Raw genomic sequence first — 14728 nt, 5'->3', positions numbered from 1 at the left:
TAACGGGCCGGCTTCGTGGCTGCGCTTACCAGGCGCGCCAGTCAACCGGCCCTTTTTCCTGCATCCTCTTGACGTCAGCTCCTGAAATTGAGTGACGCCTTAGTACCTAGCCGCCGAAGTCGAACTTCAGGCGCAGCCCGATCGAGCGCGGCGGCAGGATGTGGGTCGAGAACGCGCGGGGATATACATTCCCGCCGTCGAAGTCTGTAACGATCTGATTATTCAACGGTGTTCCGATCGCGCCAGTTTCGGCGAACTTGTCGAACAGATTGTCTACGAACAAGGTGGCAGACCAGCGGTCCGCTTGGTAGGTCATTGCTGCATTGGCAGTGCCATAGCTGTCCAAGGTCAAGCCGGAGCCACGGCCGCCGGTGCGGGTGAGCACATTGCCCTGATGGGAATAGCTGGCGTTGAAGACCAGGCTGTCACCATTGACCAGGGGATATTCATAGGCGCCGAAGACCGAGAACTGGGTCTTGGGCGAGCCCGGCAAGCGGTCTCCGTCCTGCCCATCCTCGAAGTCAGAGCCAAATCCCGGCGGGGTGATCGTGCGGATAAGGTCCGGCGTCAACGTGGTCAGCTGCGCATCGGTGTAGCTGAAATTACCACGCAATTGCAGGCGGTCGGTGGCCCGCCAGTTTGCCGACAGCTCGACACCCCTTGACTCGGCACCGCCACCATTCACCGTGATCGGGATATTGGCGTTGACAGTCGACGAACCCAGCTGCGGATCAATCCAGTCGATGTAGTAAACCGCGCCGTTAAAGGTGAGATCGCCTTCCAGCAATGTCGACTTGAAACCAACTTCGTAGTTCCGGGTCTGGTCGGGCCTGAACTGACGCTCGTCGCGGATCGAAATATCGTCTGGCCCCGGGCCAAACCGCTGCCCCGGCGCCAGAGCGCAAGCGCCTTGGTTGGCGTTGGGATCGAATTCGCCACATTCGCCCACTCCGTTCACGCCGCCGATCCGGTAGCCTTCGCTGACCGTGGCATAGAGCAGCAGGTCATCATTGACCTCCCAGGACGCGTTGAACTTGTAGAGGAACCCATTGTCCGATTGCGCAAGATCGGGATCGAACGCCTGGCTGGCAACCTCTTTCAATGTCAGAGGTGTGAAGCTTAGCGGCTCAAACAAAGGGAAATCGACTGTCGAAGCCGCCTTCAGACTATAATCATAATATCTGCCGCCTGCAGTCAATGTCAGCTTGTCAAACAGTGTGTAGCTGACTTCGCCGAAGGCGGCCACTTCTACGAGCCGCTCTCGATCCGTCGAGAAAAACTCAAGCGCATCCGGGCGATCGGTCAGGCCGAAATCGAGATCGGGCTGGTTCACAAAAGCCACAAAGTTTGGAACGAATTCCGAAGATGAATTGGCAGCCGTGAACTTGTTATAATATCCACCAACAATCCAGTTGAATGGCCCATCATTCTTGGAAACCAGGCGGACTTCCTGATTGATTCGCTCTTCCTCGCCAATTTCGCGTGTGAACGAGGTGAATGAGGGAAACAGCTCGTAGCTATATTCCAGCGTGATCAGCAGTGTCGTCTGATCGCGCTGGCCTTCGTCCTTGAAAGTGCTCCAACCGGTGGCCGAAGTGAGCTCGGCAAAGCCGAGATCAGCGATCATTTCCAGCGCCAAGAGATCGTTCTTGATCTCGTTCGGTTCTCTCACACGGAACGCATTCTCATAACGCCCCACGCTGTCCGTCCCGTCGAGCAAGCCAGGTACAATGTCCCGATGGTGCGATACGCGGCGCCCTTCGATATCGGCTTCCTGGTAGTAATAAGTCAGCGTCGCATCGAACCACTGAGCCGGTTCCCATCGGGCGGCGATGCGGCCGGAAAGCGTTTCTTCGCCATCGGCATCCTTGATCCGATTCAGGCCTTCCGGCGTGTCGGGGTTCGTCACCCCGATCTGATCGACGACATTGACGTAATCAATGAAACCCGAATCGTCAGTCCAATCCAGCGATCCGCGGATTGCAAAAGTGTCAGTCAGGCCAAAGTTCACAGTGAAGCCGGTTTCGTGGCTGAGGCTCGAGGCCTTGGAATACTTGGAAGCTTCCGCACGCGCCGAGACAGTGGTTTCGCCAAACTGCGGCTTGCGCGGAATATAGCGGATCGCGCCGCCAAGCGTACCCGCGCCATAAAGCGTGCCTTGCGGGCCAAGCAGAACTTCGACGCGTTCGAGGTCGTTCAACTTGAGATCCACGAAAACCGGAATTTCGCCCAGGTAGGTCGCGACCGTTCCGCCGCCGTTGTTGTTGCCGTCACCCGAACCGATTGCATCGACGTTCAGGCCGCGAACGATGATCGGGTTACCCTGGCGTCCGCCGCGATCGACGATGTTGATGCCGGGAACGAAGGGCAGCAGCTCGGAAAGCTCGGTCAGCCCCTGTTCCTCGATCTGCTCGGCGCCGACTGCAGCGATATTGAGCGGAATGTCCTGCACGGATTCAGCACGGCGAGTGGCGGTCACAATGATGACATTGTCATCATTCTCCCGTGCCCCTGCTTCCTGGGCAAGCAGTGGCGCCGAATATGCCGATGCGATTATGGTACTGCCCAAAAGAGCAATCCGTGCAGCGCGTTGTGTGAAATGTGCATTCATTTTCATCGAACCCTCATGTTATGTCGTTTAAAGGCACAGTCCCGATGCCGCAGTGCAGCATTTCCATACTGGTGCATTCAGGTTTATCGCATGTCAAACGGGTTGAAGGAGAAACCAGATAACGGGACGAATCTCTGCGCTGGGTGTGGCCAAAAAAGAACTATTTTTGGGGAATTTCCAGAAAGCGCACGCTGCGTCACAACAGGCGCTGCGCGAAAACCCTCTGGAATACGATGCAATTCTGGTGATGGCCGCGATTGCCGTGGAGCACGAAAATGCTCTTGGCGCTGGCAAACTTTGCCGCATGTTGTCCGATGCTGGAGTCCAGAATCGCTGGCTTGCGGTTTTGCAGGCGCGCGTCGCGCTCTTGCAGCAGGATCAGGAACAGGCCCGGCAGTTGGCATTGGCAGCGCACGCGCTAGCCAGTGATGATGCGGATGTTGCAAATCAGCTTGGGGTCGTCCTTTCGCGCACGGGGCGTCATGATTTGGCCATCGAGCCTATGTTCCAGGCCATACAGGGCGTGCCTGACAATGCCGATTATCGTTACAATCTGGCGGTGGCACTGCAGTTTGCCGGTAGGCTCAAGGAAGCAGAGGATCAGTTCAGGGAAGTAATCTCGCTGAATCCAGGACATGCCAAGGCATGGCTGGCGCTGGTCCAGTTAGCGAAATATCCGAATCCGGATTGGTTTGAAACGCTGGCCGCACGGTTCGAAGCGTCAGTCGTTGCAGAGGATCGACTCCTGCTGGGACATGCTCTGGCCCGCCTCGCCGAGGGCGCAAAGCAATGGGACATTTCGTTCGCATGGCTGGGCAAGGCCAAGGAACAGAAGAAAGCGGAGGTTGGGCATGATCGGATCGCCACAGAAAGGTTGGTTGATGCTGCCGTTGCCGCTGTATCTGCCCATCAGGTGGCTGACGTTCTGCAGGGCGATCAGAGCCCGCTCTTCGTGGTCGGCATGCCGCGTAGCGGGACAACCCTGGTCGAACGTATCCTGACTTCGCATTCGCAGGTAACATCGGTTGGCGAATTGTCCGACTTCGCGATCCTTCTCAAACAGGTTTTGGGCACGCCCGGCCCCATGGTGCTTGACCCGGCCGTTCTGGCAGCCGCGTCCAGCCAATCCAATCTGGACTTTGTCGGCATAGAGTATCAGCGAAGGGTTACCGGGCTTGCAGGAAGCGCAGGACGCTTCATCGACAAGATGCCGTTCAATGCGTTCTATGTTCCAGCAATCCTGCGTGCCTTGCCCGGCGCGCGAGTTATCTGCCTCAGGCGGTCGCCGTTCGACGTGCTGTTTGCCAATTACCGCCAATTGTTTGCCACGGGTTTCAGCTATTACAGCTACAATTACGATTTCGGCGATACGGCGCACTTTGTGGCCCAGTTTGAACGTATGGCGAAAACATACGAGGCGGAATTGCCGAGGAGCCGTTTTCTTGCAATCCGCTACGAAGATGTAATTGCAGACCAGCGCGGCCAAACCGAAAAGCTGCTGGATTTTTGCGGCCTCGATTGGGAAGACGCCTGCATGGACTTTCACCTGAACGCAGAGCCGGTCGCAACTGCGAGCTCGGTTCAGGTACGATCACCGATTTACTCCAGCTCGATTGACCAATGGCGACGCTACACCGAAGGCGCAAGGCGCGCGGAATCGGAGCTCGGACGATATGGCATTTCGCCCTCAATTGTGGGCGTGTGACGGCCTTGTGCCAGCGGGTGTCGCAGTATCGGCTCTCTGAGCTGGCAGCCGTATTGTCGGCCGATCGTGAGAGGCCGAAGAAGTTCAGGCCATAGCGATCCGCCATTATCCGATGGCCCTGTCAAAAGGATCGGACGCTTCACTCCTCGCCGCGCAACTCGAGTAATTGAGCGATATCGCAAACTTGCAGGCACCGTTCCGAAACGAGATGGCCGATGTCTTCTATCCGCGCCATCTCGCCATCATCGCGCATGATCGAGCAAATGACAGCGGCGTCGCCTGCCCCGGCCCGGCGGCACAGCTCGATTGATGCCTCTGCCGCAGCAGGTCGCACGCTAACGCCGCCCTCGGCCGTGATGAGCGGAAACACATGCCCCGGTGAAACCAGATCACCTACTGTCGTATCGGGCGCAACCGCAACTTTGATGGTATGCGCGCGATCGGCGGCGGAGATTCCCGTCGTAACTCCCCTCGCCGCCTCGATCGAACGGCCATGCGGCCTGCCAGATTGCTGGTCCGCGCCTGGATTGATCAGCTCGATCCCCAGATCGGATGCACGTTTCGGGGTGAGCGCCAGACAGATGAGGCCGCGTCCGTGGGTCGCCATGAAATTTATCGCATCTGGCGTGACATGGCGGGCAGCCATACAAAAATCGATGTCGCCGCCGCGCAGCCGATCACCGGTGATGATAATCATGCGCCCCCCGGCAAGCGCGTCCAACGCCGATTGAAGCCGGTCCATCATCACGCCCCATCTTCGAGTGATGCGAGCGCACGGGCGCCACGAAAGGTCTGGCGACCGACCAGTTCCAATTGGAGCCGGGCACGATCTTCAAGGCATTCCCCATCAGGCGAGAACAATCCGTGATAGGTCCGGATTGTGGCCCCCATCGGGGTAGGCCAGCCGCGCAGCGCATGAACGATGCTGCGCAGCGTCAACAGCGTGCTCATGGTTGCCTGGTCACCATAGGCGGTCGTGATCAGGCCGACCGCGCGCCCATCGAGATAGGGCCGCTCGTCCCGGGAAAGGTCCTCCAGATAGTCGAGCGCGTTCTTGACCAGGCCTGAAATTGTCCCGTGATAGCCGGGCGCGGCAATGATGACACCATGGGCTTGCCTCACTGCCTCGACCAGTTCGTTGCCGCTGCCGGGTTCATGGCCTGCGCCCCGGTAATGGGGCAGGCGGCCAAGATACTCTCCGCCGAATATACGTGTTTCGGCGCCCTCGCTCGCAGACTGTGCAGCCGCAAGGCGCAGTGCCTGTTCGGTGGTGCTGCCGGGGTTTACCGTGCCTCCGATGCCAACGATCCTAACAGTCATGCACAAACCTTTTCATTGAGATAGCCAGCAAGACGCTCTGTTTGTTCGGGCGAGAACCGCAGCCCTAGCTTGGTCCGGCGCCACAGGATATCGTCAACAGCCAGGGACCATTCCCGTGTAACCAGATAATCGACTTCGGCTTGCGTGAGACCATGGCCGAAATGATATCCGCAGTCCTCCAGGGCGCGCGCGTCACCCAAAATCTCCATTGCCAGCATACCGTAGGCATGGGCCAGCCGGTCGGCCCAGTGCGGTTCGAGAAACGGATAGCGGGCGCGCAGTTCGGCGATCCTTGTCGCCACCGTGCCGACAGCGAAGTCACCGCCCGGTAACGGCACCCGATCGGTCCACCCATCCCCCTTGAGTTGCGGTAGCCGCTGCGCCAGCTGTTCGACCACTTCCTGCGCCAGATGCCGGTAAGTGGTGATCTTTCCTCCGAACACGGAAAGGATCGGGGGGCCGTCATCCTCGTCTGAAAGGTCGAGATAATAGCCGCGTGTCGCCGCTTCGGGCTTGCCTGAACCGTCGTCGATCAGCGGGCGCACACCGGAATAGGTCCACACGACGTCATCAGGAGTAACAGGCTGTCTGAAGAAGCGGCTTGCCCCTTCGCACAGATAGACGATTTCCTCGAAGCTCGCCTCGACATGGTCCAGCCCCCCATGGTGATCGGCATCAGTGGTTCCGATCAGGGTGAAATCGTGCTCATAAGGAATGGCAAAGAAGATCCGCCCGTCCGGCAGTTGGAAGAAATAGGCGTAAGGGTGATCAAACAGCTTGCGCACGACGATGTGCGAACCGCGCACCAACCGCATGCCGCGCTCGGCGGGTTCATGCGCCAGCCCTAGCAGCTTGAGCACCGCCGGGCCGGCGGCATTGACCACGGCGCGGGCATGGAAGGTCTTGCCGCCTGCATCGATCCGCCACAGCTCGCCCTCGCGCGTCAAAGCTGTCACGCGGCAGCGCGTATGGACCTCAGCCCCGCGATCGGCTGCATCCCGGGCATTGAGCACCACCAGCCGGGCATCATCGACCCAGCAGTCCGAATAGACGAAGGCTTTCGCAAATTCGGGCTTGAGCGGCGCGCCCGCTGGGTGATTGGCCAGCGCGATATTCTCGGTCGCGGGCAGCAGCCTGCGCCCGCCGATATGGTCGTAAAGGAACAGCCCCAGCCGCACCAGCCAGCGCGGGCGAAGGCCCTGGACATGTGGCAGCACGAAGCGCAGCGGCCATACGATATGCGGCGCAATTGACCAAAGACGCTCACGTTCCGACAGCGATTCCCTGACCAGGCCGAATTCGAAATGCTCCAGATAACGCAAGCCGCCATGAATCAGCTTGGTTGAGGCAGATGAAGTCCCGCTGGCCAGATCGCCTGCCTCAAGCAGCGCTACCTTGGCCCCGCGTCCCGCCGCATCGCGGGCGATACCGCAGCCATTGATCCCACCTCCGATGACGGCAAGATCGAAAATATCGGGTTCAGGATCAGCCACCACTGCCAACTCAGAACTGCAGCGGTGCGTGTGCGATTTGCGGCAACACGTAGCGTGCGAACATGTCGCATTCGTTCACATGCGGATATCCCGAGAGGATGAATGCCTCGATCCCTTCGTCCTGATAGGCGCGCAACTTGGCCAGAACCTGGTCAGGTGTACCGACAATGGCTGCACCGCATCCCGACCGGGCACGACCGATACCGGTCCACAGATTGTCCTCCACAAAGCCATCGCCACCGGCTGCACCGCGCAGCTCGGCCTGGCGCTGAACCCCGTAATTCTTCGCGTCGAGCGATTTTTCACGGATTGCCCGTCCGGCTTCGTCATCCAGCTTTGACAGCAATCGATCGGCATAGGCGCGCGCCTCATCCTCGGTCTCGCGCACGATCACATGGGCGCGATATCCGAATTTCAGTCTGCGACCGTGCCGTGCAGCGCGTTCAGTCAAGTCGGCAATGTTCTCGCGAACCTTGTCCATGGTATCGGGCCACATCAAGTAAACGTCACAACCTTCCGCCGCGCACTCGCGTGCCTCGTGACTGAGGCCACCGAAATAGAACGGCGGGCATTTGCCCGAAATAGTGGTGATCCGCGCAGGATCGAGTTCCAACTGATAGAACTCACCCTGATGGGACAGGTGCTGCCCATTGAGCAGGGTGCGCACGATCTTCATCACTTCGGTCGCGCGGCGATAGCGCGGGTCGCTTTCGAGCTTCTGCCCAGGCATGTCGGAAGAAATGATGTTGACGTTTAGGCGTCCTCCGGTGCCCGCAGCGTCAGGCCCCAGGATACGGTCAAGCGTAGCGATCCGCCGGGCAAGTTGCGGCGGCCAATCCTCGCCGATGCGGGTCGCCCACAGCAATTTCATGCGCTTGATCTGCGTTGCCACGGCGGCGGCGAAAACAGTTGTATCCAAGCCCAGTTCGTAGCCAGAAGGCAGTAGGATATTGTCAAAGCCACCCTCTTCGGCGCGCAGCACGATGTTGCGGCAATGCTCCCAACTCGACTTCAGATAGGGATCGGGAACGCCAAGGAATTCATAATCATCGTCACACAGCGCTGAGAACCAGGCGATCTCGCATTGCTGCCCACCGGTTTGCTTGTCAGTCATCAGGGAAGCCTCTCTCCTCTTGCGGCCACCAGCACCGCGTACCAATCCTGCCGGCTCCAGCGCATGTCCAGCGCTTGCACCCCTTCGGTTATTCGGGCCGAATTTTGTGATCCAATGATCGGAACAATCCCGGCAGGGTGAGCCATTAGCCAGCCATAGGCAGCAACCGAACGGCTCACGCCCTGCGCCTCGGCGATCCGGTCAAGCTGTGCCGCCACCTCCCTTTCGCAAGCGGATACTGGTGACATCAGCCTGCCGCCGCCAAGCGGTGACCAGGCAAGCGGCGTCAGGTCCTTACGCATTGCCTGGTCAAGTTCGCCATTTTCGAAACAGGCAATTCTGAGCGGGCTGATCTCGGGCTGGGTGGCTACCAGTTTGTGACCAAGAAAATGATCCAGCGCGTCAATCTGGGCGACCGTGAAATTCGATACGCCAAGCGCACGGATCTTGCCCGCATCCACGGCATCATCAAGTGCCTTTGCCACCTCCTGCGGGTGCGCCAGGATGTCAGGACGATGAATCTGATAGAGATCGATCACGTCGGTATTCAGGCGTTTGAGCGATGCATCAATCGCATGCGCAAGATATTCGCGCGACTGGTCATAGGGGAGCGGCGGGCGAATGCCGCCCTTGCTGGCCAGCACCATCCGTTGGCGCAGGCCGCGTTCCGATTGCAACACTTCGCCAAGCAGCGCCTCGGCATCGCCAAACCCGCCTGACCCATCGAAACCATAAATGTCGGCAGTATCGAACAGTGTTATTCCGGCATCGAGCGCCGCATGGACAAGCCGTGCCGCATCGCCCGCGCTGCGATCGCCTTCGGCAAGCCGCCACATTCCCCACGCAATCGGAGCGATCTCGATACCGCTTTGTCCCAACTGACGGTTGGCAGGTGGAGGCAGCAAAGCATTCATATTTCTGTCCTTATGGGCGCCGTTATCGAAGCGCGTTCGACCAATCGGTGCGGCAGTCGGCGGTGCGTGATATCGCCGCCATTGACGAGGATTTCAGCAGCGCTCCGGGCAAGTTCTACCATCGGCTGGTGAATGGTTGTGAGTGGCGGCCAAACCGTCCGCGCAAGCGTGGTATCATCAAAGCCCGCAACCGAAAGTTCGCCGGGCAAGTTCATGTTGCGATCATGCGCCACTGCCAGAACTCCGGCAGCCATATCATCATTGGAGGCGAAGATTGCCGTGGGCGGACAGCTCATGTCCAATAGCAGGCGCGCAGCGCGCACCCCGCTATCAAAGTCAAACTCACCGTCGCACACCAGGCCGGGCTCGAAGGGTATTCCCGCGCGGTCGAGCGCGCGGCGATAACCGAACAGGCGCTCTTCACTTGCCATATGGCTCCTGTGGCCCTTGATGAAACCAATCCGCCGGTGTCCGCAATTGACGAGATGGGTTGTCATATCATCGGCAGCCTGCACATCGTCCATGAACACGGAACTTGTCAGCGCGTGGTTTGTACCGGGCGAAATCCGCACAAACGGAATGTCGAGCGCGTCAAGCGTCCGCAAAACCGGCTCACAATCGGTGACCGGCGATGACAGTATCAACCCGTCGACCTGCGTTTCGGAGACGAGGCCGCGCACCTGCTCGCCGACATCGGGATCTTCGACATCAACCGGCTGGGCAAGCAGGCGTATGCCCTTTTCATGGCAATAGTCCCAGCACCCCTTCTGGATCTGGAACATGTAGTAAGGGCTGTGATTGTCATAAATCAGCGCGATCTGGTTGGATTTCGCGCCTGACAGGATCCGGGCTGCGACGCTGGGCCGGAAATCAAGCGCTTTCATGGCCGATTCCACTCGTTCGCGCATTTCCTTGCTGACGTAGGGATGGCCGTTCAAAACCCGGCTGACAGTCTTGACCGCCACGCCTGCCTTGGCCGCAACATCCCTGATATTGGCCCGTTCGCTCATGCGGCGAGCACCTCCTTCAGACCTGAAAACAGCGTGGCATGCGCGCTGCCAGAGTTATAGAATACAGGCGGCTGTCCAATCGGCGCCGCAATCTCGTGCGTGCCGGGGGCAAAGTCCATGCCTGTCCAGGCGTGCCGCCAGGCCCGATCGCCCGGCAGGCTCACGCGGCGCGACGTCGCGCCAGCTTCAATGACCGGTGCCACCAGCAGGTCGGCTCCGTACAGATATTGGTCCTGCACCGCAAACAGGTCGGTATCCTCAGGATAGTGCAGAAAGATCGGACGCTGCAATGGCAGCCCGCTCGATGCTGCCTCGCGGCAAAGCGTGCGGACATATGGTGCAAGATGGGCGTGCACCCTGCTCCAGCGCGCAAAGCAGCCCAGCAGTTCGGGCGTGCTGTCATACTGCAAATTCTCGTCAGGCCGATTACCTTCATGGCTGCGCATTACCGGCGCAAATGCGGCCAGCTCGCACCAGCGCTGCATCAGTTCCTCAGTTCGGATATTGCCAAGCAACGAAGTGTATCCGCCGCAGTCCGAATGGCTATATGCATTACCGACAAGGCCTACCGAAAGTGCAGCTGTGATTACCGTTCCAATCCCGTCATGGCGGGAGAAATCAACCGACTGGTCACCTGCCCAAAGCAACGGACAATGCGCCTGCACTCCGGAAAATCCGGCGCGCATGAAGAACACTGCGTCGCCTGTCTTGCCGCGCTTGGCCACGGCATGCGCGTTGACTTCGGCCCACAGGACCGGCCAATTGTTGTGCGCTTCCATCGGGTTCGACCCGTCAGACAAACGAACATCGGTTGGCAGATATTCGCCAAAATCGGCCATCCAGCCGGAGATGCCGATATCGAGCATTTCGCGCCCCAATATCCTTTCGGCAAACCACTCGCGAGTTTCCTCGCGCGTAAAGTCGAGCACGCCGCAATCGAACTCGCCAAAATCAACCAGATAAACCTCATCGCTGTCCGGCCTGAGGCAGAGATGCCCGCCTTCGGCGGCTTCATGGTAGAGGCTCCCCTCCTTGCTTAGGTAAGGGTTGGCATAGGCAAGGAAGCGGATGCCGCGCTGTTTAAGGCGAGCGATATGCTGCGGCAAATCGGGGTATCGCCGCTCGTCGCGCTGCCAATCCCAGAACAGCCGACGGCCAAAGCTCGTCTCGCGGATGCCGGCCCAATCCTCGCACCACAATCCGGAGATAGCCGCCCCGGCCTCAATGAAACGCTCTAGCCGATCAAGGCTGCTCAATCCGTCTTTCAGGCCGACGATCGCGCCGCCGATTGCCCATTGCGGCAATTCTGGCTGGCGACCGAACCGGCCGGCCAATTGCTCGACCAGCCCGGCCGGGTCTTCATCCACAAAACATTCGAAGCGCGCTTCCCCGGCCCAGACCTCGACATTGTGCCGCGCCGGATCGGTGAAATCGAGCGCGCTGAAGCAAGTGGCATCAAGGTGCACCGCCAACCAGCGCGAAGTAAGGAAGGTGGGCTGCGGATAATTGGTGTTCCAGTAATCACCGCCAGCCATTCCCTGCGCATCCATTTGCCGGGTAATCTCGCTCGACTTGTCGCGGCCGACGCCGGGTTCGCTGGTCCACATCGGAAAGCGCCGTCCGTTGAGCGCCAGGTAACTCATCTGTTCGCCCCCGCCCCATACGGTTTCACCTGCTTCGGCATAAAGGCTCAACCACAGCCGGTCAGCCGCCGGATCTTGAGCACGCACGGTGAAGCATTCATCGCCAAGCGTAATTCGGGCAACCGGATTGCCTTCGACGAGCAGATCGACGCCGCCAGGCAGCACCTGCCATTCGCGCGGCGTCAAATGATCGGTGGGGCTATCCTCGATCCGGAAATTGCCGCGATACATTTCCACAACGGGCGCGCCGCGAGCTATGACTACCGCAGGACAGTCCGAGGTATGGTGCAAGACGATTTTTCCCCTAACAAGGAGTTCGAACCCGCCAGAATCCTCCAAAACCCGCAGTTGCACGCGGAAAACCCCCTTCAAATCCCGAGATGTGTTATTCTGATCACATACACGCCGCATCAATATGACACCGCTTGACATATCGCCGCGGCCAGCGCAAATCAAGCAGCAATTACGTTAAGGACGGGATGTGCCCCGGCGCAATCCTCGTCTGCTGGATGACATGGGAAGAGGAGGAATTTGATGAGGTACAACACCACCATGCGAGCGCGCGCGTTGGCCATTTCTGCGAGCGCTCTGGCTCTCGCAGTCAGCGTTCCTGCGCTGGCTCAAAGCTCTGGCGATGTGGAGGACGAAAGCGGCATCAAGACAATCGTCGTGACCGCTCAGAAAGTCGCGGAAAATGTGCAGGACGTCCCGATTTCCATCACCGCTGTCACCGGCGAACGCCTGGAGCAGACCGGGACCAACAGCCTCGAAGGGCTGACCCAGCTTGTCCCCTCTGTCACCTTCCGTAAGGGGACCACCAGCGCCAATAGCGCGATCGTCATGCGCGGTGTGGGGACCATAACTTTCTCCGTCGCTGCCGAGCCAAGCGTATCAACCGTTGTGGACGGCATCGTCCTGAGCCGGTCAGGCCAGGCATTCATGGATCTGGTCGACGCCGAACGCCTTGAAGTCCTGCGCGGTCCGCAAGGCACATTGTTTGGCAAGAACGCATCGGCGGGCCTCGTCAACATCGTCTCAAAAGGGGGCACGGACTCCCTTGAGGTAACTGGGCGTGCGGATTGGTACGAAGGTGACGAATATCGCCTGCGCGGCTCGGTATCCGGGCCGCTCTCCACTGACCTGTCAGGCCGCCTCACCGGCTTTTACGGCAGTTATGACGGCAACATCACCAATGTCTTCGGCGGAGAAGAGAACAAGGTCAACGGCTACGAGCACTACGGTGCCCGCGGGTTGATCGATTACGATAACGGGCCGGCACGGTTGCGGCTGATCGCGGATTATTTCCGCGCAGATGACGATTGTTGCGCCGATGTAACGACAGTCAGCCGGGGCGCAGTGCTCGATGCGGAGCTGGGCCTGCCCGGGGGTGTCGCGCAGGGATTGGACCAGCGCTATGTCAATCATAACCTGGTAACGCAAACACGCGATCGCCAGTGGAGCCTGACCGCGTCGGGCGACTTCGACGTGCTGAGCGACCACACACTGAGTGTCGTGACGGGTTATCGCAACTGGCAAAATACTGAGATCCGCGAAGGGGATTTCCTGCCGCGTGCACTGGTAGGCACCGCAGAGCTGCACGATCTTGGCGTGGTCAAGACCGAGCAGTTTTCGGTCGAGGCAAGGCTCGCGTCGGACCAGAGCAAGCCATTCTTCTACCAAATTGGCGGCTTCTATTGGCGATCGGACAACCAGCAACAGTTCACGCGTGAAGACATTACATGCGCCAGCTCCACTCTGCCGGTCGATCCGGTTACCGGCGGGCAACCGTGCAACCTGACGGATACGGTCAACACTCTGTTCCCCACCGCCACATCGGATAGCGATGTCGATTCGCGCAACTACGCATTGTTTGGCCAGGCGACCTATCGCTTCAGCGAAATGTTCGCAGTGACTGGCGGCCTGCGCTACACGTGGGACGAGCTCGATTTCGTCCATATTCGCGCGCCGGGCATCAATGCCACCGACGGCACGCCTGCAACCGGCCCGGGTGTTTCCGGCAGCCCGGCCGGTGGCACTATTGCCAGCGGCGGCAACGGCACCAACACTTCAACCGGCAGCAGCAGCAATGGCAACCTTTCGGGCAAGGCCGTGCTGCAGTTTACCCCGAGCGAAGACGCGATGTTTTATGGTTCTTACACCCGAGGCTACAAGGGGCCGGCATTCAACGTCTTCTTCAACCATACCGCACCCAACAATGCGGTTCCGATTGACGCAGAAACTTCGGACGCGTTTGAAATCGGCCTGAAGTCGCAGTTCGCGGACAACCGGATTCAGTTCAACGTTTCCGCATTCACCGTCGAGTATGATGGCTTCCAGGCAAATAACTTTGTCTTGCTTAACGGAGCGACCGTCACCAACCTGACCAATGCCGGCACCGTGAAGAGCGAAGGTTTCGAAGTCGATGTGCTGGCAGTTCCGGTTGACGGGCTCACCCTGCGCGCAAGCGGTGCCTATGCCGATGCCAAGGTGAAGAAATTCAATCCGAATCCGATCACCAATGCGCCTGATGCCCGCGACGGCACGAAGCTGCCCCTGGCGCCGGAGTTCGTATATACACTTGGCGCCAGCTATGAGACCGATGTCGGAGCCCTGCGGCTTTATGCAGACACCGATTTCCGGCATGTCAGTTCGCAGTTCTCCGATCTTGGCGAGGGCGGACCGATCGATTCCTATGGCATTTGGAACGCGTCCATTGGCGTATCCGATCCGGATGATCGCTATCGCCTGACGTTCCACGTGCGCAATATCACCGATGAAAGCTATGCCTTGCTGAATGTCGGCAATGGCCAGCGCCTGCAGATCCCGCGCGATGCGGACCGCTATTTCGGGGTGAGCTTGCGCGTTGGTTTTGGTGGGAACTGATCGCGACTAAAGCTTGAAATGGGCCGCCGGAGCAA

11 protein-coding genes are annotated in these 14728 nt (G+C 59.3%); 2 read left to right on the top strand and 9 right to left on the bottom strand.

Annotated features, from left to right (window positions below):
• Nucleotides 1-106: 106 nt before the first annotated feature.
• Together ACX2DJ_RS11075 and ACX2DJ_RS11070 are read right to left on the bottom strand one after the other, a co-directional pair.
• The gene (locus ACX2DJ_RS11075) at nt 107-2569 is read right to left on the bottom strand and encodes a TonB-dependent receptor (protein ID WP_462572688.1); all 2463 of its coding nucleotides are present in this window, start codon (nt 2567-2569) and stop codon (nt 107-109) included.
• A gap of 238 nt (nt 2570-2807) precedes the next feature.
• Complete coding sequence (locus ACX2DJ_RS11070) at nt 2808-3026, bottom strand: hypothetical protein (RefSeq protein ID WP_462572687.1); 219 nt, start codon at nt 3024-3026, stop codon at nt 2808-2810.
• A gap of 87 nt (nt 3027-3113) precedes the next feature.
• Here ACX2DJ_RS11070 and ACX2DJ_RS11065 point away from each other — a divergent pair, with 87 nt between their 5' ends.
• Complete coding sequence (locus ACX2DJ_RS11065) at nt 3114-4316, top strand: sulfotransferase (RefSeq protein WP_462572685.1); 1203 nt, start codon at nt 3114-3116, stop codon at nt 4314-4316.
• Nucleotides 4317-4455: 139 nt separating this feature from the next.
• Here the strand turns inward: ACX2DJ_RS11065 and ACX2DJ_RS11060 are convergent, their stop codons facing one another.
• The 7 genes from ACX2DJ_RS11060 to ACX2DJ_RS11030 are packed head-to-tail and all read right to left on the bottom strand — an operon-like array spanning nt 4456 to nt 12221.
• Nucleotides 4456-5061, bottom strand: coding sequence for a 3,4-dihydroxy-2-butanone-4-phosphate synthase (locus ACX2DJ_RS11060; RefSeq protein WP_462572683.1), 606 nt, complete (start codon nt 5059-5061; stop codon nt 4456-4458).
• A complete protein-coding gene (locus ACX2DJ_RS11055; protein WP_462572681.1) occupies nt 5061-5636 on the bottom strand; it encodes an NADPH-dependent FMN reductase in 576 nt (191 codons plus the stop codon). Before ACX2DJ_RS11055 ends, ACX2DJ_RS11060 begins: the two co-directional genes overlap by 1 nt.
• Nucleotides 5633-7132 carry a glycerol-3-phosphate dehydrogenase gene (glpD, locus tag ACX2DJ_RS11050; RefSeq protein WP_462573077.1) on the bottom strand — a complete coding sequence of 500 codons (1500 nt, stop codon included), beginning with the start codon at nt 7130-7132 and terminating at the stop codon, nt 5633-5635. Before glpD ends, ACX2DJ_RS11055 begins: the two co-directional genes overlap by 4 nt.
• Nucleotides 7133-7139: 7 nt before the next feature.
• On the bottom strand, nt 7140-8243 hold the full coding sequence (locus ACX2DJ_RS11045) for an LLM class flavin-dependent oxidoreductase (RefSeq protein WP_462572680.1): 1104 nt from the start codon (nt 8241-8243) through the stop codon (nt 7140-7142).
• Nucleotides 8243-9157 (bottom strand): aldo/keto reductase, encoded by a 915-nt coding sequence (locus tag ACX2DJ_RS11040; RefSeq protein WP_462572679.1) that lies wholly within the window; start codon nt 9155-9157, stop codon nt 8243-8245. The genes ACX2DJ_RS11045 and ACX2DJ_RS11040 overlap by 1 nt, the downstream gene beginning before the upstream one ends.
• Entirely contained in the window at nt 9154-10167 is a 1014-nt protein-coding gene (locus ACX2DJ_RS11035) for a LacI family DNA-binding transcriptional regulator (protein ID WP_462572677.1), read from the bottom strand. Before ACX2DJ_RS11035 ends, ACX2DJ_RS11040 begins: the two co-directional genes overlap by 4 nt.
• The gene (locus tag ACX2DJ_RS11030; protein WP_462572676.1) at nt 10164-12221 is read right to left on the bottom strand and encodes an alpha-glucosidase; all 2058 of its coding nucleotides are present in this window, start codon (nt 12219-12221) and stop codon (nt 10164-10166) included. Before ACX2DJ_RS11030 ends, ACX2DJ_RS11035 begins: the two co-directional genes overlap by 4 nt.
• 123 nt (nt 12222-12344) lie before the next feature.
• On the opposite strand from ACX2DJ_RS11030, the gene ACX2DJ_RS11025 reads away from it, so the two are divergent.
• Nucleotides 12345-14693 carry a TonB-dependent receptor gene (locus ACX2DJ_RS11025; RefSeq protein WP_462572675.1) on the top strand — a complete coding sequence of 783 codons (2349 nt, stop codon included), beginning with the start codon at nt 12345-12347 and terminating at the stop codon, nt 14691-14693.
• Nucleotides 14694-14728 lie beyond the last annotated feature (35 nt).

Source organism: Altererythrobacter chaiwopuensis (assembly GCF_054957755.1).
Note: the sequence above shows the minus strand (reverse complement) of the source record. Positions and strands in the feature narration are given on the sequence as shown.